The sequence below is a fragment of the Bacillus sp. JNUCC-21 genome (assembly GCF_041222765.1).
GTDB lineage: Bacteria > Bacillota > Bacilli > Bacillales > Bacillaceae > Bacillus > Bacillus velezensis.
The window spans coordinates 1,998,371-2,022,877 of sequence record NZ_CP166019.1; the positions used below are offsets into that span (position 1 = coordinate 1,998,371).

The 24,507-nt window shown below is 50.6% G+C and carries 4 protein-coding genes and 1 pseudogene; all 5 read right to left on the bottom strand.

The annotated features are described in order from the left end of the window. Nucleotides 1-117 precede the first annotated feature (117 nt). The 5 genes and pseudogenes from JNUCC21_RS09770 to JNUCC21_RS09790 all read right to left on the bottom strand — a co-directional run bounded on the left by JNUCC21_RS09770 (nucleotide 118) and on the right by JNUCC21_RS09790 (nucleotide 24,502). A pseudogene (locus JNUCC21_RS09770) lies at nucleotides 118-1,655 on the bottom strand (glycoside hydrolase family 10 protein). A 121-nt stretch (nucleotides 1,656-1,776) separates the two neighbouring features. After that, complete coding sequence (locus JNUCC21_RS09775; RefSeq protein WP_007410116.1) at nucleotides 1,777-2,157, bottom strand: DUF1360 domain-containing protein; 381 nt, start codon at nucleotides 2,155-2,157, stop codon at nucleotides 1,777-1,779. Between the two features lie 72 nt (nucleotides 2,158-2,229). Continuing rightward, entirely contained in the window at nucleotides 2,230-6,033 is a 3,804-nt protein-coding gene (locus tag JNUCC21_RS09780; RefSeq protein ID WP_369878789.1) for an amino acid adenylation domain-containing protein, read from the bottom strand. A gap of 18 nt (nucleotides 6,034-6,051) precedes the next feature. Continuing rightward, nucleotides 6,052-16,827: an amino acid adenylation domain-containing protein gene (locus JNUCC21_RS09785; RefSeq protein ID WP_369878790.1), complete on the bottom strand. Its 10,776-nt coding sequence runs from the start codon at nucleotides 16,825-16,827 to the stop codon at nucleotides 6,052-6,054. 25 nt (nucleotides 16,828-16,852) lie between these two features. Continuing rightward, on the bottom strand, nucleotides 16,853-24,502 hold the full coding sequence (locus JNUCC21_RS09790; RefSeq protein WP_369878791.1) for an amino acid adenylation domain-containing protein: 7,650 nt from the start codon (nucleotides 24,500-24,502) through the stop codon (nucleotides 16,853-16,855). Nucleotides 24,503-24,507 lie beyond the last annotated feature (5 nt).

Below are 24,507 nucleotides of genomic sequence, written 5' to 3' on the forward strand. Positions count from 1 at the left end.
TCTACATTTTATTAATGGGGGTCTTTATTCATTCCATCCAAATAAAGTCTGAACATTCGGACTCATCCGCTGCAAAAAAACTGACAGCGCCGCAACTGTCAGTTTTATTAATAATGGCTATTTAATTGTCCGTTTTGCGGAGGGACGGCTCTCATGGTGAAGCCTGTCAACGGAAGTAACGAAATAGGTGCAGGCTTCTTTCGCCCGAATATCAGTATCTGAAAATGTCTGCGTCCGTGACGATGTTTTTCTGACTGTATCCACTAAATAAGGCTGCTTTCCCTTTTCTGCGCGGTAAATGGCGTAATAAGCCGTTTTTTTACCGTTGGATTTCGCATCTTCGATATAGAGTGTATGGCCTGAAGCGTTCTTCTCCGCCCGCTTGACAGCCGGTTTTTTTAAAGCGGAATGTCCGAGCCAAGGCATCTCGGGAATTAATGCGGGCCGGCTGTACATGTCTTTGATCAAACGGTTTTTTACATCGAGCGGATTACGGTTTAAATCCTTTAAACTGAAATGCATGCTGCCTTTTATCCATGCTGATCCCCTGTTAAGAGCAATCTGTCTTCCGTATTCCCCGGGTCGGCCCAGGCCGGATCAGCGTTGTTGTTGATTTTATAAGCTGCCTGCCCGATATATAAATGCACCGGCCGATTGTTCACTTCTTTTCCCCACCAATCCGCTAAGACGTCATATGCCGCCGCTTTAAATCCGATGCTCCAGTAAATTTGCGGTGCGATGTAATCAATGTATCCTTTTTGGATCCATTCTCTCGTATCAGCATATAAATCATCATAGTTCCGCACCCCGGCGGCCGTTTCGGAGCCTGTCGGGTCATCTGCGGCATTTCTCCATACGCCGAACGGGCTGATTCCGAATTTGACATAAGGTTTTTCTCGTTTGATGGTTTGGTTGATTTCTTTTACAAGCCGGTTGACGTTATCCCGGCGCCAGTCATCAATTGATGCAAAGTGAGCTTTTCCGTACCGTTCGTATTCCGCCTGATCGGGGAATTCCTGTCCGGCAATTTTATAAGGATAAAAATAATCATCCATATGAACCGCATCAATGTCATAACGGCTGACCACCTCTTTGATTCCATCCGTTATAAATTGTCTTACTTCCGGAATGCCCGGATTATAGTACAGCTGTTTTCCGTATGCAGCGACCCAGTCCGGATGCGAACGCGCGGGATGATCATCTGAAAGCGCATTCAAATTTGTATGATTCATCGTGATCCGGTAAGGATTGAACCAAGCGTGAAATTCAAGATTCCGTTTATGTGTCTCTTCAACTAAAAAAGCAAGCGGATCGTAGCCGGGATTTTTGCCTTGTGTTCCTGTCAAATACTCTGACCAAGGCCCGTAATCTGATGGATAAAAAGCATCAGCCGCAGGCTTAATTTGGACGATAACGGCGTTCATTCCCATCTCCTGAACGTCATCCAGCAGCTTGCTGTATTCTCTTTTTTGCTCTTCCGGTGACAGCCCTTTTTTAGAGGGCCAGTCGATATTGGTGACAGACGCGATCCATACGGCTCTCATTTCTCTCTCCGGCTGAGTGCCGCTTGCTTGTGCGGATGCTGAGAATGTAAAGATGCCGGCGGTCAGTACAACGGCCAAAAACCATATCATGCTAAAACGGCAGCTTTTCATGTTTTTCCCCCTCTCTGCTTTACGGTATTCCGAAGCATTCCGGGCGGTGAATCAGAAAGCCTGCTTTGCTCCTCTCAGCCTAAAAGGGAAAGAAAAAAGTCCTAAAGCGAATCAAAACGCTTCAGGACTTTTTATGTTTCATAGCGGCGAGCACGTCAATGACCTTCGTTCCGACGCCGACACACGTTTCAAGAATGGCCTGCGCTCCGGCGATGGACAAAATGAAAATAACCGGATGTGCATAGCGGGGCCAGACCAAGTAGCAGATGCCGATCAATATGGCGCACCAGACGCCCGCACACCAATAACATTGCAGCATATAACCGAATGCGGAGGAAGGGACTTTTTTTTGGACGGCGCGCCCGTTTTGATCGACGGTTTTTTCTTGCTTTATAAAGGGTTTTCTTATGAATTCCGTAATCTTATCAAATACGATCAAATGGGTCAGCCGGTAGCTGGCAAGAATAATCATTACATACGTAAGCCAAGATAGGTTCGTCATCTCAAAGCCTCCAAAAAACTGGTTTGATTCCCCTATCTTGCCCTCTGTCATCCTGAACCATTCTGCCGGATGTTACAGATTCCGCGCCAAGCGTCTTCCGCTGTTTGCAATGATGTCCAGTATGACCTCAGCATTTTGCTGTGCAAAGGCGGGTTCAAACATATCTTTATGGGCGCCCTCGCCTTGATATTCCTGATAGAGTCCCGTTGTGGCGCCTTCCCATTTCATCGGCTCGGTCTTATCACTGTGCTCTTCCTTTATACCGGCCTCGATAAAATGGAGGTTTGCCGCAATTTGGCCGTCATTTATCAGTTCCGCCCAGTACGTTTGATAGCGCTCTGTCTTTTTGATGACCGCTTCTCTGACGGCTTCCGGGACATTTTCGGCTGTTGCGTTTGTTGGCTGCGGCGGCAGTGCGTCAAGCTTTCTGTACGCGTCTGCGATAATGACGTCGCTGATTTCTAAGCCGCGCTTTTCCATCGCTTTTGCCGCCTCGAATGCCGTATTGCCGCCTGCCGAATATCCGAAGAGTATATAAGGGCCTTCCGGCTGGATTTCCAGCATTTTATCAATGTATTGTTCCATTCTGCTGTCTTCTTCAATAAAGTTAAAACCGTACACAGCAGCCCGTTCGTTTAATGCCGCCGCAAGATCTTTAAAGAAAATCCCGAAACCTGAGATAGGCGGAAAACAGAAAAGATTTCGGCCTTTCGGCTGGTTCAGTCTGCTGATATGCTGCTCTGCAGCTTCTGTCAGTGTGTTTGAATACAGCTTTTCAGCCAATTGTTCAATTGTCGGATATTCAAATATCATTTCAATCGGCACATCCATCTGCTGCCTGGTCTTCAGCTGATGAATCACTTGCAATGCTTTCAAAGAATGGCCGCCCAGCTCAAAGAAGTCATCCTGTATGCCCAGCTCCCTGCAGCCGAGGATCGGCGTCCAAATGTCGATCAGCTCACGCTCTACCCAGTTTCGTGGCGGAACGGCTTTTGATGACGTTTTTTTCCGCTCCGGCGCAGGCAGCCCGCGGCGGTCCACTTTGCCGTTTGCGGTAAGCGGCATACGGTCAAGCTTCATCACATACTGAGGAATCATATAGTCGGGAAGCGACCTGGCCAACAGGGATCGAATGGCTCTTTCTTCAGCATGCGCGCCTGTATAATACGCACAAAGGATTACTTCTTGTCCTTCGTCTGACACGATGACTGCCGCTTCCCTGATTCCATCGATTTCAGTCAAGCGCGCTTCGATTTCGGCCGGCTCAATCCGCTTTCCGCGAATCTTGAATTGACGGTCGATACGGCTGATGTATCCGATGCTTCCATCAGGCAGCCAGTGTGCCAAGTCGCCTGTTTTGTAGATCTTTTCTTCAGGATGAACCGGGTGGCTGACAAACGCTTCACTTGTTAAGTCAGGCCTGTTTAAATAGCCTTTGGCAACCCCGTCACCGCCGACACAAAGCTCACCGGGCACGCCGATCGGCGCAAGTCCGCCATTTTTATCAATGATATACGCGGTTGAATTGCTGATCGGTTTTCCGATTGGGATCGGCTGAGAAAAATCGTGCCTGATTTCGTAAAAGGTAGAAAATGTCGTATTTTCTGTCGGTCCGTATATGTTATAAAGTCTGAGATTCGGACAGCGGTGTCTGACCTTATTGATGAGCGCCGGGGACAATGCTTCTCCGCCGACATATAAGGTGTGCAACCCAGAAAACATCTCCGGATCTGCCTGGGCGAACTGGTTAAAGAGCGCCGTCGTCAAAAACAGAATCGTAATACGGTTGGAAGAAAGATAATTGCCGAACCTCTCAGGGGCAAGCATTGTCGAGCGGTCAACCACATGAAGACATGCTCCGTTCAAAAGCGCTCCGAAGATTTCAAACGTCACTGCGTCAAAACCGATGGACCCTGTCAGAATGAGACGGTCCGACATGCCAGCCGACGTGTAATTGCTGTTTGACACGAGCGATACGACGTTTCGGTTGGAAATCATCACGCCCTTCGGTTTTCCTGTTGAACCGGATGTATACATAATATAGGCAAGGTCATCAGGTGCTGTATCGGTATTCAGTTTTCCCGCATCAGGTGTTTGTTTTTCAGCTGCAGCCGGGATAGAGATGATGTGAGAAAAGTCAATGTCAGTCTCAATTCCTTTTTGTACCGTTAACAGCTGTGCTCCGCTCTCAGTGAGCATATCGGCGATCCTGTCGGTTGGCAGTTCTGCATCAAGAGGAAGGTACGTCCCTCCCGCTTTCAATACAGCGAGAACAGCTATGATAAATTCCGGTGAGCGTTCGGCCAGAATCCCGGCAATTCCTTTTGGCGCCAAACCGTTTTCCAGCAGGGTGCGGGCGAATGCAGTTGACCGTTCATCGAGCTCCCGGTACGTCATCGTCAGCCCGCCGGCGTGAAGCGCCTGATGGTCCGGGGTTTTCTTCACCTGTCGGCTGAACAGGCTGATGATGCTTTCATCTCTTTCATAAGTTGTTTTCGTGTCATTAAATTCGCCGATTATTCTTGATTTTTCCTTTTGTCCGAGCATCGGAAGCCGATCAGCGGGAACATCGGGATTGAAGGCGGCGCCGCGCAGAGCTTCTTCCAAGTGTCCTTTTACGCTCTCTATCCATACTTCGTCATAAACGTTCGCATTGTAGCTGAATTTGATGAGCAGCTCATCGCCAGGCGCTATGATGAGGTTAAAATCGTAACCCGATTGTTCCGAAACGTTGACATTCCCGATCCGGAACGGTGCATCCGATTCCTTTTCCGCGTCTTTCATCTGCTGCTGGATCGGATAATTTTCAAACACGATAATATGGTCGATTAAATCCTGTTTCAGCTCAGTCTGCGATTGGATGTCAGCAAGCGGATGATAGCTGAACGCCTCTGAATCAAGCATTTCTTTCTGCAAGCGGCCCAGCAGTTCTCTAAAGCTTTCGTCACCCGTTTTAATGCGTACCGGCACGGTATTGATAAACAACCCGATCATGCTTTCCACGCCGTCAATGACGGAAGGCCGCCCTGATACGACGGCGCCGAATACGGCATCGTCCGTCCGGTTGTAGCGCTGCAGCATCAGGCCCCATACAGTCTGCATAAGAACCGCGAGCGTAGCGCCCTCTTCTTTGGCGATGGTTTTCAGCTTGTCCGTCAGGTTTTGATCTAAAGAAAACAGCAGCTCTTTCTTACGGTAGCCTTTTTCCTGGGGACGGGCCGATATTTTCGGGAGTCCTGAGGGTGTCTCGCAGCCTGCTAAATATCCTTTCCAATACTCAGAAGCCGCGTCTTTGTCCTGATCCGTCAGCCATGTAATATAAGTGCTGTAAGGCTTTGCGGGCGCCAGTGTGATGGGTGAGCCTGTTTCAATCGCCCGGTACATATGCATGAATTCCTGAAGGACGATGCCGAGGCACCAGCCGTCCATAAGGATGTGATGGTGGCTCCAGACGCATACATATTTTTCGTCAGCCGTTTTAAACAAAGAAACACGCATCAGCATATCCTTTTGCAAGTCAAAGCCTTTTAAGCGGTCACGTTCCTTAAATCGCTGTAAATAGATGCTCTGTTCCGCTTCGTCCAAATGTGTAAGATCTTCGCGGTGCAGCCGGAATTCCCGCTCACGCAGCACAACTTGGCGGGGGCCGTTCAGCTGAGCGACATGAGGTAAAAAAACCGTTCTGAAAATATCGTGGCGTCTGATGACAGACTGTACGCTTTGCTCAAACAATTCCGGACGAAGCCGGCCTTTTATGGTGAAGACGGATTGCTCGATATATGCAGCCCCCTCCTTTTGCAGAAAGGAATGAAAAAGCATTCCTTCCTGCATTCGGCTGAGGGGATAAATATTTTGGATATTTTTTGTTTTGTCCATGTGTTCCTCCCGCTCGGTTTAGTGGAAGCTGAGTAAGTCGGCAATATCCTGCAATGCTTCCTCAGTCAGCTCCCGATCATCAAAGTCACTGACGGTCTTCTCCGTATCGGTTTTGCCGAGGCAGTGTTCCGACAGTTTCAGGAGATAATATCGGCAGCTTTCGGACAGCCGTTCGATCGTATCTTGCCGGAAGCGCTCCGTTTCATAGGAAATGCTGACGGTCATCCGGCCTTTTGCCGCAATCGCGCTGATTTCAAGTGACTGCTCCCGTTTCCATGTATCTGTCACATCATCTCCGCCTCCCAAAGGAGAAAACTGAAACGCGTCAGGCTGTTCCGTTTCTGCCGGGTTCCCGCCGGGCGCATCGAATTGTCCGAGATAATTAAAGCTGATCTCCGGTGCTTTCCCGAAAGTCATCCCGGCAAGCTTCGGCGGTGTTAAATATTTGAGGACGCCGTATCCGTTCCCTTTATCCGGAATGCGCCGCAATGTGTCTTTGACGGTTTTCAATGTGCGAATTTCATATTCTTCAAGAGGTTCATAAGCTCCGCTCCGGAAAAGCACCGGGTAAATGGAAGTGAACCACCCCACTGTCCTGCTGATGTCCGCACCTGCCTGCTCCGATTGGCGTCCGTGTCCTTCAAGGGCGATTTTCAAAGCGTGCCGCGGCGACCACTTTTGAATGGCAAGCACGGCGGAAGCCAAAAGCACATCTTGCGTATCCGTATTGTAGGCGCTGTGCACATCTTTCAACAGGGCGTCCGTTTCACTTTCTGTCAGAGTGAAGGATACCGTGTTCCGTTTTTTTGCAGGAGTTTGAGATAAATCTGCCTGTTCGTAAGGAAGACTTTCTGTTTCATAGTGTTCAATCTCCCGCCAATACTCCGCCTGCTGAAGAAGCTGTCTGTTTTCGGCATAATCGGCCAGCTGCTCCGTATATGTTTTGAATGACATGGTTTTCGGAGGGAGTTTGATTTCCTGTCCAGAGATGGCCTGTTCATAAGCAGAAGCCAAGTCTTCCAATAAAATCCGCCATGATATCCCGTCGACAGCGAGATGATGGACCGTCAGAAACAAGTAATCTTCTGCTTCAGAGCGGAACAGCCCCGCCTGTACCAGCGGCCCGTTCTCTAAATCCATGTTTCTCTGAAGCTCTGCGACGCGGCGTTTTACAAAACGTTCCTTCTCATGCTCATCGCCTTCCATTTCTAATATGGTCAGGCTGTAAAGCTGTTCATCTGCGAGGTCAGCCGGTCTGTTGAAGAGGAGAAGACCTTTCTCTTCGTCTTTTATGCAGACAAGGCGCAAGGCATCATGATGTACGGTAATGGCTTTTAACGTTTTCCTCAGAGCCTCTTCATCTATTGAATTTGCTCTCGTCAGCATGACGGACTGGTTAAAATGATTTGCTTCCTTCATGTCTTGTGTGAAGAACCATTTGTGAATCGGCGACCACTTCACTTCTCCTTCTGCAGGAGCTTGGCTGACCGGCTGCCGCTCTGTACGGACATAAGGCGCCAGCTCCCTAATTGTCGGCCGGCTGAAAATATCTTTTACGGCGATCTGTTTTCCTGCCTGATGTAATCGGGCTGATACTTGCAGGGCTTTGATGGAATCGCCGCCCAGTTCAAAAAATGATTGATCCGCGGCAATGTTTTCAGTTCCGAGCACTTCGCTCCAAATCGCGGACAGCTCTTTTTCCATGTCGCTTTCAGGCTCGGTAAATGCCTGTCCGGTGTGCGCTTTTTTCCGCGGCTCAGGAAGCGCGCGGCGGTCAAGCTTCCCGTTCGGTGTGACAGGCAGTGCTTCAAGTGTTTCAAAGAACGCCGGCACCATATAAGCGGGCATTTCATTTCTGAGCGCCTGCTGCACGGTTTCACTTTCTGTTCCTTCTTCTGTCACGATATAAGCGCATAGTTCCGTTTGGCCTGCTGATACGGTATGAGCGGTGACGGCTGCTTCTTTGACACCTTTTATGCCTGTTAAGGCGGATTCAATTTCTTTCAGTTCCACCCGGTAGCCTCTGATTTTGACTTGCTCGTCTATTCGGCCGATATATTGCAGCGTGCCGTCCGGCAGCCATTTTGCCAGGTCGCCCGTGCGGTACATGCGCCGGTTCTTCCGGAACGGGTCTAGGACAAAGGCTTGAGCCGTTTGCTTAGGAAGATTGCGGTACCCTCTTGCAAGACCGGAACCCGAGATGCAAAGTTCTCCCGTTACACCGATCGGCTGCGGATGATCTCCGTTTAAAATATAAACGTGTGAATGCTCAATCGGACGGCCGATCGTAATGTTCTCACTTTGTTCTATATGTCTTGCCGCTGTAGTGGCGACGCTGTTTTCCGTCGGGCCGTACTCATTGGCAAGCTCCGTGTGTGGACAAACTGATAAACTGCGGCTGATAATGTTTTGGTCGACAGCTTCTCCGGCTAATGTGACAATTCTGAGAGACTCTGCATCCCCCGGCTCCAGTACGTCAAGCAGTGTACGGTACAGTACGGGAACAATGATCATGTGAGTGATGCGGTAAGATGCAAGATAGTGTTTAATAGCAAGAATATCTCTTGCTTCATCTTCGGCTAAAACGGCCGCTTTCGCACCGGAAATCAGCGGTGTGAACATGCTTGTTACAAACCCGTCAAATGAAAATGAAAAGAGCTGAAGAATCGTATCTTTCTCATTCAGATCATAAAATCCGCTTCGCCATTGAAGGGTTTGGCTGACGGATCGATGTTCGACCATAACCCCTTTCGGCCTGCCTGTCGTTCCCGATGTATAAATGATGTAAGCCAAATCTTCCGGTGCTGATAATGACTGGACCGGCGAAGCATCCTGTTCTTGGATATCCTCCAGTGCGAGCACTTCACCGTTAAAACGATCAGGCACTTGTTCTATCGCACCGTGTGCGGTAAGGAGAAGCGCTGTGCCGCTGTCTGAGATGATATATTGCTTGCGTTCCTCCGGATATTCAGGATCTATCGGGACGTAGGCTCCTCCGGCTTTCCAAACCCCGAAGACTGCCGCTACTTGTTCCGGCGATCTTGGTATCACAATGCCGACGGCTGCATCAGGTCCGATCTGCCGTTTTTGCAGGGCTCTGGCGATTTTATTCGACCATTCATCTAATTCTTTGTATGTGATCAATGTTTCCCCACTGATAAGGGCCGCGGCATCAGGTGTTTTTCGCGCCTGGGTGATGAACAGTTCATGAACTGTTTTTTCAGGCAGCTGTTGATCCGTCATGCCGTTAAAGTCCGAAAGAATCCGGTTCCGTTCCGGAGCAGTCAGCATGCTGATCGCTTGTAAAGAAGTTTCCGGTTCACGGACAATGTGTTCAAGCATCGTCATAAAGTGGGAAGCCCAGCGTTGCATTGTTTCTCTCCGGAATAAAGACGCCGCATATTCAAACAGAAAATGAATCTGTCCTTTGCCTTCAGAAGCCTGCAGAGTGACATCAAATTTGGAAACCGGACGGGACACGTCCGCAGGCTGAATATGCAAACCGTCCAACAGCAGTTCCTCATGCTCTATATTCTGGACGACAAGCATGGCGTCAAACAGCGGATTGCGGCTTGTGTCCCGCTGCACACCGAGCCGCTCCACCAGCTCTTCAAACGGGTAGTCCTGATGCTCATACGCTTCAAGCGCGGCCTGGCGGACTTCCGCCAAGTAATCGGTGAACCGTTTGTCTCCTTTCGGCTCCGTTCTGATGGCCAGCGTGTTGACGAACATGCCGAGAATCGGTTCAAGGTCTTTGTGCGGACGCCCGGCAATCGGCGAGCCGACGATGATGTCTTCCTGCCCGCTCAATCTCGCGAGTAACGTATTGTACGCGGCGAGAAGCACCATATACAAAGTGGAGCCGTGATCCCGGGCGATGCGGTGAAGGCCGGATGCCGTTTCAGCGTCAAGCGTGCACGATACGCTGCCGCCCGCAAAGCTTCTGACAGCCGGACGGGCCTTGTCAGCCGGAAGCTCAAGCACCGGAAGCTCTCCTTCAAGCCGCTTCAGCCAATAGGCTTCCTGCTTCTGGTACCCTTCTTTCTCCTGAAACGACCGCTGCCAGACGGCATAGTCTTTATATTGAAGGCGCATCGGCGCAAGCGAACGGCCTGCGTACAGCTCGCCGAATTCTTTTATCAAGGTGTTGACGGACACACCGTCAGAAATAATATGATGCATATCCGTTAATAATAGATGGCGTTCGTCTGATTCTTTCACGAGAGCCGCACGGAAGAGCGGCGCTTTCTCCAGACAAAACGGCCGGACGAATGCGTCAGCTGACTCGGCCTCATCCAGCTGAAACGGTACGCTGTCATGGATGCGCTGCACCGGTTCGCCGTCAGGCCCCGTTTCAAAGGACGTTCTGAGCGACTCATGCCGCTCCACAAGCTCCCGGAACGTCTCCTCCAGCCGGATGCGGTCAAGCGGGCCCGTCAGTTCCAGCACAGCCGGCATATTGTAGCCGACACCGCCGTCTTCAAGCTGTTGGAGCACATACATCCGTTTCTGCGCCGAAGACACCGGATAGGTGTCCTGTGTTTGCGCAGGCTGAATCGCTTCATACGGGCTCTCTTCCAAGTCCTGAATAACCGAAGCGAGCTCTTCCACCGTCGGCCGGGCGAAGATGTCCTGTAACGGCACCTGAACACCGAACTCTTTGGCGATGCGGGAGACGAGAGCCGTCGCTTTTAACGAATGGCCGCCCCGCTCAAAAAAGTGATCCCGGATGCCGACGGGGCCGTTTTTCAGCACCTCTTCCCAAAGGGCGCAAAGCTTCATTTCCGTGACGTTCCGCGGGGCGGTGTACGCCCGTCTGTCTGCCGCTCCGCCGGGAGCCGGCAGTGCCCGGCGGTCAAGCTTTCCGCTCGGTGTGACCGGCCATTCAGTCATCTTTATGAACTGAGCCGGCATCATGTAAGCCGGAAGGCGTGTCGCAAGCTCCGCCCGCACGTCATCGCTTTCCCGTCCTTCAATATAGGCGTAAAGCGCGGTTTCGCCGTGTTCGGTCAGGGCGGTGACCGCCGCCTCACGAATGCCGTCGATGCGCCGGATCGCCGCTTCGATTTCTCCCGGTTCAATCCGGTAGCCGCGGACTTTCACCTGTCCGTCTGAACGGCCGAGCCATTCGACTAGGCCCTCTTCTGTCCAGCGTGCGATATCGCCCGTCTGATACATGCGCTCTCCCGGATAAAACGGATCATCGAGAAAACGCTCCTCCGTCAGCTCAGGCCGGTTCAGATAGCCCCGGGCCACCCCTGTCCCCGCGATGTACAGCTCTCCGATACAGCCCGGCGGCAGAAGCCGTTTCTTTTGATTTAAAATATACAGCCGCATGTTATGCCCGGAAATGCCGATCGGAACATTGTGAAATTCTTTTCCTTGCGGCAAATCAAAGTACGCCGCTTCTACTGTCGCTTCCGTCGGACCGTAGGAATTTGTCAATTCCGTTCCCGGCAGAAGGTCATAAAAACGGGAAACCAGGTGCGGGCCCAATTGTTCGCCGCCGGCAAAAACCCTTTTTAAGCAGGTTTTTTTGATCGGCTGTTTTCTGGAATTTATATATTCCAAGAAAGCATGAAGCATGGATGGCACAAAATGAGCCGCCGTTATGCGGTTATTCTCCAATGCGTTCAGTATCATTTCAGGGTCTTTCTCGCCGCCTTGCGGAAGGAGGAAAACAGAAGCTCCCGCGATCGGCCACCAAAACAGCTCCCAAATCGAAGCGTCGAAAGAGTATGATGTTTTATGCAAAATGATGTCAGAATCACTTAATCCATAACGCGTTTGCAGTGAGTATAAAAAGTTTACGGCTGACCGATGTTCAACCTGCACGCCTTTTGGGCGTCCCGTAGAACCGGATGTATAGATGATATAAGCCAATGAATCAGGTTTTACCGGAACGTTAGGGTTGGCCGCAGCTTCAGGGTTTCCTGTTTGTCCGCTTTTCAGAGAGATCGTTTCTCCCTCAAAAAGATCTGGTGCGGAAAGTTCTGGTTCTGCCAGTAAGAATTTCACGCCGCTGTCTTTCAGTAAAAAGCGAATCCGCTCTTCCGGGTAATCCGGATCAATCGGCAGATATGCACCGCCTGCTTTTAAGACAGCGTAAATGCCGATCAGCATGTCAGGAGAACGCCGGCCCATAATGGCGGTTTTATCCTCCAGCCTTATCCCGCGCTTGATCAGCTGATGCGCAAGCTCGTTTGCCCTTTCGTTCAGTTCCTGATACGTAATCGAAATGTCATCAGTTAAAATTGCCGGACGGTCCGGCGTTTTTTCCGCCTGCTGTTCCAGCAGATCATGAAGAGGCTGATGAAGCGGAAACGCTGTTTTCTGCAAGGGACTGAAATCTTGAAGCAGAGACACTTCTTCTTTTTCTGTCAAGACAGAAATATCGTCTAATTCCAAGCCCGGATCAGCCGCGGCGTTTTCGGCAAGTGTCGTAAAAAATCCCGCCCATTTTTGAATCGTTTTTCTCTTAAACAAATCGGTGCTGTATTCAAACTGGCAGTACAATTCACCGGCGTTTTCAGAGATGTACAGCGATAAGTCAAATTTAGAAATCGGCAGGCTGACGTCTGCCGGCTGCAGTTCAAGTCCGGCTGCCCTAAGCTTCTGCTGTTCCATATTTTGCAGCGCAAATGTTGTGTCAAACAGCGGATTTCGGGACATGTCCCGCGGCACACCGAGCTTATCGACGAGCTCTTCTAACGGGTAATCCTGATGTTCGTAAGCCTCAAGCGCTGTTTGGCGAATTTCCTTTAAATATTCTTTGAATGTCATGCTTCCGTCGGGACGCGTCCTGAAAGCAAGCGTATTGACAAACATGCCCAGAACGGCGTCAAGGTCGGCATGAGGCCTTCCTGCAATCGGAGACCCGACGATCATATCTTCCTGTCCGCTTAAACGGGCTAACAGAACCGTGTACACACCGAGCAGCGTCATATACAGTGTGCATTTGTTTTCTTTCGCCAGCTTTTTCAACTGTGCTGTATGTTTTTCATTGATGACAAATGACACCCGGTCACCGGAAAAGCTCCGCACCGGGGGACGCGGCTTATCAGCCGGCAATTCAAGCACGGGAATCTCACCGGCAAGCCGGTTCAGCCAGTACTCCTCTTGTTTCCGATATGCGGCGCCCGCCATAAATGATTGCTGCCAGACGGCATAATCTTTGTATTGAATCCGTAACGGCGGCAGACTTCTCTCAGCATACAGCTCACTGAATTCACGTATCAAAAGATTGACGGATACGCCGTCTGAAATAATATGATGCATGTCAGCTAAAAGCAGATGCCGGTCTTTTTCTATTTGGACAAATCCCGCCCGGAAAAGGGGCGCTTTGCCGAGATCGAACGGCCGGATAAACGCTTCGGCTGATTGTTCTTTTGTAAATGCAAACGGCACGTCATCATGAATCCTCTGCACAGGCAGGCCGTTTTTTTCTTCAAAGGACGTTCTGAGCGGTTCATGCCGCCGGATCAGTTCCTTGAACACGGCTTCCATCCTGTCTCGGTCAAACGGCCCCTTCACCTCTAAAACGGCTGGAATGTTATAGCTGACACCGCCATTTTCAAGCTGGTGAAGGACGTACATCCGTTTTTGGGCGGATGAGACAGGATATGTTTCTTTCATTTCTGTCTTTTCTATGGATGCGAACGGGTTCTCTTCTGCTTCACTGATGATTTTGGCGAGTTCTTCTACAGTCGGATGGCTGAAGACATCGCTCAGCGGGATTTGCACACTGCACTCTTTAGCTATTTTTGCAACGAGTGCCGTCGCCTTTAATGAATGGCCGCCAAGCTCGAAAAAGTGATCGTGAACGCCGATCGGGCCGCTTTGAAGCACTTCTTCCCATATGCGGGTAAGCTTCAGCTCCGTCACATTCCGGGGAGCTGTATATTGACGGCCCGCTGCGTACGCCGAAGCTTCCGGAAGGGCCCGCTGATCGACTTTTCCGTTCGCAGTGAGCGGAATTGAGTCAACAAAAGCCCATTTGACCGGAATCATATAATCAGGCAGCTCTTTCGCCAAATCACTTCGCAGCTGAGAAGGATCAGTCGCTTGTGAGACGCTGCAGTAGGCGCATAATTCATTTTCGCCGGACTCATTCGTTTGAATCAGAACAGCAGCTTCTTTCACGGCATGATGATTTGCCAGGACGGTTTCAATTTCCTTCGGTTCAATCCGGTACCCTCTGATCTTCACTTGATCATCTGTCCGGCCGATGTATTCAATTTGGCCGTCCGCACGCAGTCTTGCCAAATCTCCGGTCCGGTACATGACGGCGTCCGTTCTGAACGGATCCGGCAAAAATTTCTCTTCGGTCAGCGCCGGATTGTTCACATAGCCTCTTCCTGTATTCGCCCCGGAAATATACAATTCTCCCGCAATTCCGAGAGGCTGAAGCTGCCTATTTTTGCTGAAAATATACATCTTGTTATGATGGATCGGTTTCCCGATCGGCGGATGTTCAGGTATGTCATCTCCCGCAGAAATCGTATACGTTGAAACCACATGAGTTTCTGACGGGCCGTAATGATTATGCAGATGCATACCGTGTAAACGGAGCGTCTGCCTGAACAAACGCGAAACGGTCAGCTGCTCCCCGGCCGTAATGACATGCTTCACACAGCGGGGAAAAGACTGTGCATAACCTTCTTCATTGAAAAGCATTTTGACAAACGCAGTCGGGAAAAACACAACTTCCGTGTTGTGCTGATCAATAAACGAAAACAGCTGAGAAACATCCCGTTTGATTGATTCCGGCACGATACAAAGGGTGCCGCCGCTCAAGAGTACTGAAAATAACTCCTGATAGCAGACGTCAAACGCCACAGATGCGTACTGCAGCACATTTGTGCAAAAATCAATGTCTGTGTTCGTCAATTGGTGAGAAAGCAGGTTGGCCATATTTTTATGTTCGAGCAGCACACCCTTCGGTTTCCCTGTCGTTCCCGATGTATAAATCATATAAAGGAGGTCGTCTGCCGTATTAATGGATTGCACATTGCTTCCGTCCGCTTCCGTCCCGGCCTCTTCTATATATGTAACCTGCAGCGTTTGTTCCGCGGGGACTGACTGATGCCGCTCTGTTACAACATGGACGCAGCCGCTGTTTTCAATGACATATCGGATACGCTCCTTTGGACTGCCCGGATCTATCGGGACAAAGGCGCCGCCCGCTTTTAAAATACCGAGAACAGCCGCCGCTAAAGAAGGGGAACGGCCGAGCATGACGCCTACCGGTTCCTCCCGCTTTAATCCGCGCTTTTGCAGCAGGCGGGCCAGCTTATTAGCCGATTCGTTCAGCTCTTTGTACGTCACTGACTCACCTTCATACCGAATCGCGATTTGATCCGGCGTTTTTGCGGCCTGCCGTTCAAACATCGCATGAACCGTGTCATATTCAGGCTTTTCGGTCTCTTCAGAAATCGGTGCAAGCAGCTGCGCTTTTTCCTCCGGGGTTATGATTTCAAGCTTGTCCGGCGTGATGTCCGGTTTGTCGAGAACTTGGGAGACGATATGTGCCAAATGGCCTTTGATATTTTCAATAAATTGGCGGTCATACACGCTTGAATCGTATCTCATTTTCAAATGAATCTCGTCACCCGGCGCCACCATCAGGTAAAAACTGTAGTTGGTTTCGTCTTCCATGCTGAAATCATGGATGTGAAAAAGGTCTTTTGTGTCCCCCTTGCTGTTCAGCACATCAAGCTCTTGTTCAACCGGATAATTCTCAAACACGAGAATATGATCAATTAAGCCTTGTTTTACCTGTGAATTCGCCTGTATGTCATAAAGCGGGTGATAGCTGTATGCCTGTCCTTTCAAAGCGTCCTTTTGCACGTTTTTGATCAGCTTTTGAAACGGGATGTTTGCCCCGCTGATCCGGACAGGCACGGTATTAATAAACAGGCCGATCATTCGCTCGATGCATTCGATTTCAGACGGCCTTCCGGAAATGACAGAACCAAAAACCGCATCTTCTGTCTGGTTATACGCCTGGAGCAAAATGCCCCAGAGCGTGTGGAAAATGGTGCTCAGCGTGACCTCTTCTTTTACGGCCAGCTCTTTCAGCTTAGCCGTGTCCTCTTTTGAAAAGGAAAACGTCACTTCCTCTTGTCTGCTTTCGCCGGCTTTTTTCTGCTTCGGCAGAACAGTCTGCTGCTCAAAGCCTTCAAGGTATCGCTCCCAGTACGAAGCGGCTTTTTCTTTATCTTGCTCCATCAGCCACTTGATGTAGGTCCCGTACGGCACAGCGGGCTCAAGCGTTAACGGTGTCCGGCGGAGCCGCGAGGCGTATATCTGGAAGAACTCTTTCAGCACGATTCCGAGACACCAGCCATCCATAATGATGTGATGGAAACTCCATATGCACGTATATTCACATTCACCGGTTTGAAGCAGCGTCACCCGCATCAGCATGTCTTTTTGCAGATGAAACCCTTTCTTACGGTCTCTTCGTTTGGCTTCTTCAATATGCTTGATTTGATCAGCCTTGTTTAAATTGGTTAGATTTTCCTCAATGATGCTGACGTTCCGCTCTTTTAATACGACCTGCTGCGGCACTGACACGTTCTGGCTGATAAAGATCGTTCTGAAAATATCATGTCTTTCGAAAAGGGCATGAACGCTCTCTTCAAACACGCGGGTGTCAACCTTCCCCGTTATTGAAAAGGAGGCCTGCTCGGCGTAAGCCTGTGATTCCTTTTGCAGGAGGGAATGAAAAAGCATTCCTTCCTGCATATAAGACAGCGGATAAATATCCTGAATTGCATTCTTTTTTGTCATGTTATAATCTCCCCGTCGCCTTTTTCTACAGTTCCTCGACAAAACTCGCTATGCTGTCCAAATCATCAGATGTTAACGTTTTGCTGCTAAAATCACTAACGGTTTTTTCTGCTTCCTCTTTGCCGGTGCAGTGCGCCATAATATCACGCAAATATTGCTGTAAAGTTTGCAGCAGCTGTTCCATCGTTTCTTTGCGGAAGCGGCTCGGCGGATAGCTCAAACTGAAGTGAAGTTTGTTTTGTGCGGCCATCGCGCTCATTTCCACCGCTTGTTCCCGCTGCCATGTCGGCGTGATGTCGTGCCCGCTTGCAAGACCGGACAGACTGAACGTGTGCTGATCTTCTGTATCATTGAATTGCCCTAAATAGTTAAAGCTGATTTCAGGCGCTTGTCTGAAGCGGATTGTTTTTTGTTCAGGCGGTGTCATGTATTTTAAAATGCCGTAGCCTATTCCTTTATCCGGTATTCTTCCGAGTGTGTCTTTGACCGTTTTTACCGCCGTTCCAAGCTCAGCGCCTGCTGTGTTCAAGTCAATGAGCACCGGATACATGGAGGTAAACCAGCCTACGGTGCGGCTGATGTCAAGCTCCGGCATGATGTGCTCTCTCCCGTGCCCTTCCATCGCGATGCGCAGTCTGCCGCCCCCTGTCCAGTCCCGTAAAGCCAAAGCTGCGGCAGTCAGAAGAATATCTTGCGTATCGGTATGGTAGGCCCGGTTGACCTGCTGAAGCAAAACGGACGTTTCTTCTTCTGTAAGCGTAAAGCTTACCGTTTGCCGAATGCTGTCGGCTCCCGTCTGATGCTGCGGTTTTTCATAAGGAAGTTCGGCGGCTGTTTCTTCTTCAATAAAACGCCAATATTCTTCTTCACGCATCAGCTTGCTGCTTTTTGCGTATTCTGAAAGCCTTTCAGCGTATTGCTTAAACGAATCGGTCTTTGGCGGAAGCTGGACCGGCTGACCTTTTACGGCTTGAGTGTAAGCGGCAGATAAATCCTCCAGCAAAATACGCCATGACACTCCGTCAACCGCCAGGTGATGTACGGTGATGAATAAATAATCCCCGGACCGGGTTTTGAACCAGCCGGCTTTTAATAACGGGCCTTTTTCAATATCCATCCGCTGTTGGAGCGCAGCGACTTCACTTTCTATTTCTTTTTCCCAAGTATCTGTCTCAGACAGATCCCAAATGTCCAAGCTGTACAGTTCATCTTTTTGAATACCGTGATTGGTTTGTCTGAAACTTTCGTTTTCTGCACTGACGGTGATCCGGAGTGCATCATGATGAATGACAAGATGCTGCAAGGCTTCTTTGAGCGGCTGTTTATGCAATGCGTCAGAGCTGAACATCATGACGGACTGATTGAAATGATTTCTGTTTTCCATCCGCTGTGATAAAAACCACTGCTGAACGGGTGTCCAAGGAATGTTTCCTTCCACCGGCCGCTGATCGATAACTCTTTCCGCTTTCCGGATAAGAGGCGCGAGCTCCTTAATGGACGGATGCCGGAATAAGTCACTCGCCGTCATTTTCCACCCATAGCGTCCGAGCCGTGCGGAAACTTGCAGCGCTTTGATTGAGTCGCCGCCCAATTCAAAAAATGAGTCCTCAATCCCGACTTGTTTTGCGCCGAGCACTTCCTGCCAGATCACGGAAAGCTGTTCTTCGAGCTCATTGCGGGGAGCTGTGTACGCGGTTTGAAGCGCGAGCTCCGGTTCGGGCAGATTTTTCCGATCCAATTTACCGTTCGGCGTAAGCGGCAGCTTCTCAAGTTCCATCATATAGGCCGGAACCATGTAATTCGGCAGTTGCTTAGACAGTGAAGAACGCACTTTTTCTGTATCCATGTCCGCCTGCAGACTCATATATGCGATCAGTTCTTTATTGCCGGACTGCCCGGTTCTGACTGACACGGCAGCTTCTTTCACGCCGTCCAGGCTCCTCAGTGCGGCTTCAATCTCTCCCAGCTCCACCCGATAACCGCGGATTTTCACTTGATCATCCATCCGCCCGGCATATTCGATCGTTCCGTCCGGCAGCCAGCGGGCTAAATCTCCGGTGCGGTACATCCGTTCTCCGGGAACAAAAGGATTAGGGACAAATTTTTCTTCCGTCAGCTCAGGGCGGCCGAAATATCCTCTTGCCACACCGTCTCCGCCCGTGCACAATTCGCCGATGACGCCGATCGGCTGCGGTGTTCCCCTGCTGTTTATGATATATGCGGTTGAATTTCCGACAGGGCGGCCGATCGGGATTGAATGATCGTATGATTGTTCAATCAAAAAGCAAGTCGAGAACGTCGTGTTTTCAGTCGGTCCGTATCCATTCCATACTGAGAGATGCGGAAGCGCATTCCGAACCCGGTTTACATGGCTTGGGGACAGTGCTTCCCCGCCGATAATCAATCGGGATAATCCGGAAAACACGTGTTCATTTTGTTCTGATAAATGGTTGAACAGAGACGATGTCAGCCACAGTGTCGTAATGCCGTTTTGCTGTATAAATGTTTCCAGAACATCCGAGTCGAGATAGGTTTCCTGGTCACTTACATATAAAGAAGCGCCGTTTAAAAGCGGTCCGAATATTTCAAATGTCGTAACGTCAAATCCTAATGATGAAGTAAACAATAGTCTGTCTTCCGGCGTAAAATCAATATAATTGCTGTTTTTCACAAGGCGGATCACGCTTCGCTGTTCAATCATGACGCCTTTTGGCGCACCTGTTGATCCGGACGTATAAATCATGTAGGCCAACGATTCAGGTCCGCCGAGCGGTTCGGGATTTTCTGAACTCAAGCCGGCCTTTGTTTGAATATCCTCTATGAATAAACGTTTTCCTGAAAGCGGCAGACCGTCAAGTTTATCAGATTGGAGAAGAATATCAGCTTTACAGTCTTTAAGCATCCATTCAGCCCGTTCCCGCGGCACATCGTCACCAATAGGCAAGTAGGCGCCTCCCGCTTTTAATATTCCGAGGATTCCGGAGGCAAGCTCTGTTGTGCGGCCGGTTAATAAGGCGACAACGCTTTCCAGACCGACGCCATTTGATCGGAGAGCCGCCGCTATTCTGTTAGCCCGTTCGTTCAGCTCACGGTATGTCAAGATTTGTCCATCATATACAACTGCCCGGGCATCGGGGGTTTCTTTTGCCTGCCGCTCAAATAAACGGCTGATGGTTTCGTGTCTTGGGTAATCGCTTTTCGTCTGATTAAACTGATAAATGACGCGATTTGTTTCAGCATTATCCAGTACGTGAATGTCACCAAGCGGTATCGCTTGGTTTTCAATTACTTTTGTAAGAATACGAGTAAAATAAGAAAGCCATTTTTCAATTGTCTGTTTTTGATAGATATCTGTATTGAATTCAAAATCAAAGCTGATGGAACCGTCAGACCCTTCTGACGCGTAAAGCGTGGCATCAAACTTTGCGGTTTTATGACTTGTATCCGCAGCTTGAGCCAAATGCAGCTTATTTAACACCAGGGATTCACGCTCCATATTTTGGAGCACAAACATAACGTCAAACAGCGGATTGCGGCTTGTGTCCCGCTGCACACCGAGCCGTTCCACCAGCTCTTCAAACGGGTAGTCCTGATGCTCATACGCCTCAAGCGCCGCCTGGCGGACTTCCGCCAAGTAATCGGTGAACCGTTTGTCTCCTTTCGGCTCCGTTCTGATGGCGAGCGTGTTGACGAACATGCCGAGAATCGGCTCAAGGTCTTTGTGCGGACGCCCGGCAATCGGCGAGCCGACGATGATGTCTTCCTGCCCGCTCAATCTCGCGAGTAACGTATTGTACGCGGCGAGAAGCACCATATACAAAGTGGAGCCGTGATCCCGGGCGATGCGGTGAAGGCCGGATGCCGTTTCAGCGTCAAGCGTGCACGATACGCTGCCGCCCGCAAAGCTTCTGACAGCCGGACGGGCCTTGTCAGCCGGAAGCTCAAGCACCGGAAGCTCTCCTTCAAGCCGCTTCAGCCAATAGGCTTCCTGCTTCTGGTACCCTTCTTTCTCCTGAAACGACCGCTGCCAGACGGCATAGTCTTTATATTGAAGGCGCATCGGCGCAAGCGAACGGCCTGCGTACAGCTCGCCGAATTCTTTTATCAAGGTGTTGACGGACACACCGTCAGAAATAATATGATGCATATCCGTTAATAAAAGATGACGTTCGTCCGATTCTTTCACGAGAGCCGCACGGAAGAGCGGCGCTTCTTCCAGACAAAACGGCCGGACGAATGCGTCAGCTGACTCGGCCTCATCCAGCTGAAACGGCACGCTGTCATGGATGCGCTGCACCGGTTCGCCGTCAGGCCCCGTTTCAAAGGACGTTCTGAGCGACTCATGCCGCTCCACAAGCTGCCGGAACGTCTCCTCCAGCCGGCCGCGGTCAAGCGGGCCCGTCAGTTCCAGCACAGCCGGCATATTGTAGCCGACACCGCCGTCTTCAAGCTGTTGGAGCACATACATCCGTTTCTGCGCCGAAGACACCGGATAGGTGTCCTGTGTTTGCGCAGGCTGAATCGCTTCATACGGGCTTTCTTCCAAGTCCTGAATAACCGAAGCGAGCTCTTCCACCGTCGGCCGGGCGAAGATGTCCTGTAACGGCACCTGAACACCGAACTCTTTGGCGATGCGGGAGACGAGAGCCGTCGCTTTTAACGAATGGCCGCCCCGCTCAAAAAAGTGATCCCGGATGCCGACGGGGCCGTTTTTCAGCACCTCTTCCCAAAGGGCGCAAAGCTTCATTTCCGTGACGTTCCGCGGGGCGGTGTACGCCTGTCTGTCTGCCGCTCCGCCGGGAGCCGGCAACGCGCGGCGGTCAAGTTTTCCGCTCGGCGTGACCGGCCATTCGCTCATCTCTATAAACTGAGCCGGCATCATGTAGGCCGGAAGGCGTGTCGCAAGCTCCGCCCGCACGTCATCGCTTTCCCGTCCTTCGATATAGGCGTAAAGCGCGGTTTCGCCGTGTTCGTTCCGGGCGGTGACTGCTGCCTCACGAATGCCGTCGATGCGCCGGATCGCCGCTTCGATCTCTCCCGGTTCAATCCGGTAGCCGCGGACTTTCACCTGTCCGTCTGAACGTCCGAGCCATTCGACAAGGCCATCTTCTGTCCAGCGTGCGATATCACCCGTCTGATACATGCGTTCTCCCGGGTAAAACGGATCATTGAGAAAACGCTCCTCCGTCAGCTCAGGCCGGTTCAGATAGCCCCGGGCCACCCCGGTCCCCGCGATGTACAGCTCTCCTGCCACGCCCGCAGGCTGGATGGTTCCTCCGCTATCTAATACATACAGACGGGCACCCGGAACGGGTTTTCCGATCGGAAGCCTTGTCCGTCCGCTGTCCCGTTTTCGGTCACAGACGTAAAACGCCGCATCAACCGTCGCTTCTGTCGGTCCATAGCCGTGAATAAGCATCGTCTCCGGCAACAGATCTGCAAACCGGGCAGCCGTAAGCGGGGAAAGAGCTTCGCCTCCGGCAAACACGCGTGTCAGTGTTCTGCCGAGGCGTGTTCTTGTTTCCTCAGGCTCCGTTTCCAGCGCGTCTAAAAAGCTGTTGACCATTGCCGGAATAAAATGCGCGGTCGTCACCTTTTCTGAGGCAAACGCTTCAATCATCCGCACAGGATCTTTCTCCCAGCCGGCCGGAAGCAGATACACGGAGGCGCCTGACATCGTCCACCAAAACAATTGCCAGATGGAAGCGTCGAAAGAAAAGGATGATTTCAGCACGATAATATCCTCTTCCGTCAACGGGAACTGCCCTTGCATCCCTGATAAAAAGGCGGCGGCCTGACGGTGTTCAACAGCCACTCCCTTCGGTGTTCCCGTCGAACCGGACGTATAAATGATATAAGCGAGCGAATCAGCATCCGCTTCGTCAGAGACAGCCCCTGTCTCCGCCTCACTTGTCAGAGCAGAAAGAGACACTTCTAGCGTTTCTCCGGAAAAACCGGAAACGGATAACCCCGGCTGTGCAAGCAGGAGACAAGCGCCGCAGTCATCGAGCATATAGCGCAGCCTGTCCTCAGGATACTCCGGGTCAAGCGGCACGTAGGCGCCGCCCGCTTTTAACACGGCAAGCACAGAAACCACCATCTCCGGCGAGCGTTCAGCGAGCACGCCGACCATGCTTTCTTTGCGGACGCCTTTTTGTCGGAGCCGAACGGCGAGCCTGTCTGTGTACTGGTCAAGCTCGGCGTACGTCAGCATACCGCCCGGAAAACGGAGCGCCGGACGATGCGGCGAAAGCGCGGCACGGCGGGTAAACAGCCCGTGAAGCGTCGGAGCCGGCGGTTCAACCGTTTCTGTACGGTTAAACGCATCCAGCATATTTCTGGCTTCACACGCATCAAGCAATGCGATCTCGGAGGCGCTCATTTCAGGGTCGGAAATGACTGACTTCATCATATGCCGTAAAAATGTTTCAATATTCTTCATAAAAACACGATCGTATATACCGGTATCAAAGTTTAAGCGGATATAAAGAGAATTTCCCGGAATCACCTTTATGCTGCATCCGTAGTTTGTGACTTCCTCCATCGTGAAATCTTCTACCGCAAAATCAAATGAACCTGCCTGACTCACATTTTCAATTTCACGCTGGGCCGGCACATTTTCAAACACGATAATGTGGTCAAACAGCGCTTGCTTCAAAGGGCTTTGCGCCTGAATGTCATACAGCGGATAATAGCTGTACGCTTCTGCTTGCAGCGTCTCCTGCTGCAAATGCCTGACGAGCTCCAGAAAAGAAAATGAACCGCTTTTCACCCGCACGGGAATCGTATTAATAAACAGGCCCACCATTTTTTCCACGCCTGCGAGATCCGACGGCCGGCCGGAAACGACAGAACCGAAAACGGCGTCATCACAGCGGCTGACACGCTGCAGCAACAGGCCCCACAGTGCCTGGAACACTGTATTCAGCGTTGCTCCCGCCCTTGCCGCAATGTTCTTCAGCTCATTTGTCTGCTCTTCAGAAATGGTGAAAACCGCCTGCTCAAGTTCGCCATTTGGTTCTGCAGATTTTTTCGGAAGAGACGCCGATTGCTCAAGGTCGGCAAGTCTCGTTTTCCAAAAAATCTCGGCTTCTTTACGATCCTGCTTCATGAGCCATTTAATATACTTTCCATATGGCTGAACAGGCTCGAGAGACGGGAGCCGTCCGTCTCCGAGAGATTGATAGATCATCAGAAATTCCTTCATGACAATTCCGAAGCACCAGCCGTCCATGACGATATGATGATGGCTCCATATACAAACATAGCGTTCAGGCGCTTTTTTCAAAATGGAGACTCTCATGAGAGGGTCTGATTGCAAATCAAAGCCTTTATCTTTATCTTCTTTTCTGAATCGGTCGGCATATTTATCTTGTGCCTTCTCGTCCAAATGAGAAATATCATGAAACTGAACGCGGCTCGGCCTGTTTTTCAACACGACTTGGCGGGGCTTCGCCACATTCTTATGAATAAATGTCGTACGGAAAATATCGTATCGTTCAAAAACAGCATCTATACTTTTTTGGAATCGTTCCCGGTCAAGCTGTCCGCTGATCGTAAACACCGCTTGTTCGAAGTAGGCTCTTGAGTCATGATCCAACAGAGAATGAAAAAGCATGCCCTCCTGCATAAAAGATAAAGGATATATATCTTGTATTTCCGGTTGCTGCCCCATTGCGC

Bases quoted from the DNA above. Each gene is read 5' to 3' on its own strand.
- JNUCC21_RS09775 (WP_007410116.1), bottom strand. From the start codon at position 2,157: ATGACGAACCTATCTTGGCTTACGTATGTAATGATTATTCTTGCCAGC.
- JNUCC21_RS09780 (WP_369878789.1), bottom strand. From the start codon at position 6,033: ATGGACAAAACAAAAAATATCCAAAATATTTATCCCCTCAGCCGAATG.
- JNUCC21_RS09785 (WP_369878790.1), bottom strand. From the start codon at position 16,827: ATGACAAAAAAGAATGCAATTCAGGATATTTATCCGCTGTCTTATATG.
- JNUCC21_RS09790 (WP_369878791.1), bottom strand. From the start codon at position 24,502: ATGGGGCAGCAACCGGAAATACAAGATATATATCCTTTATCTTTTATG.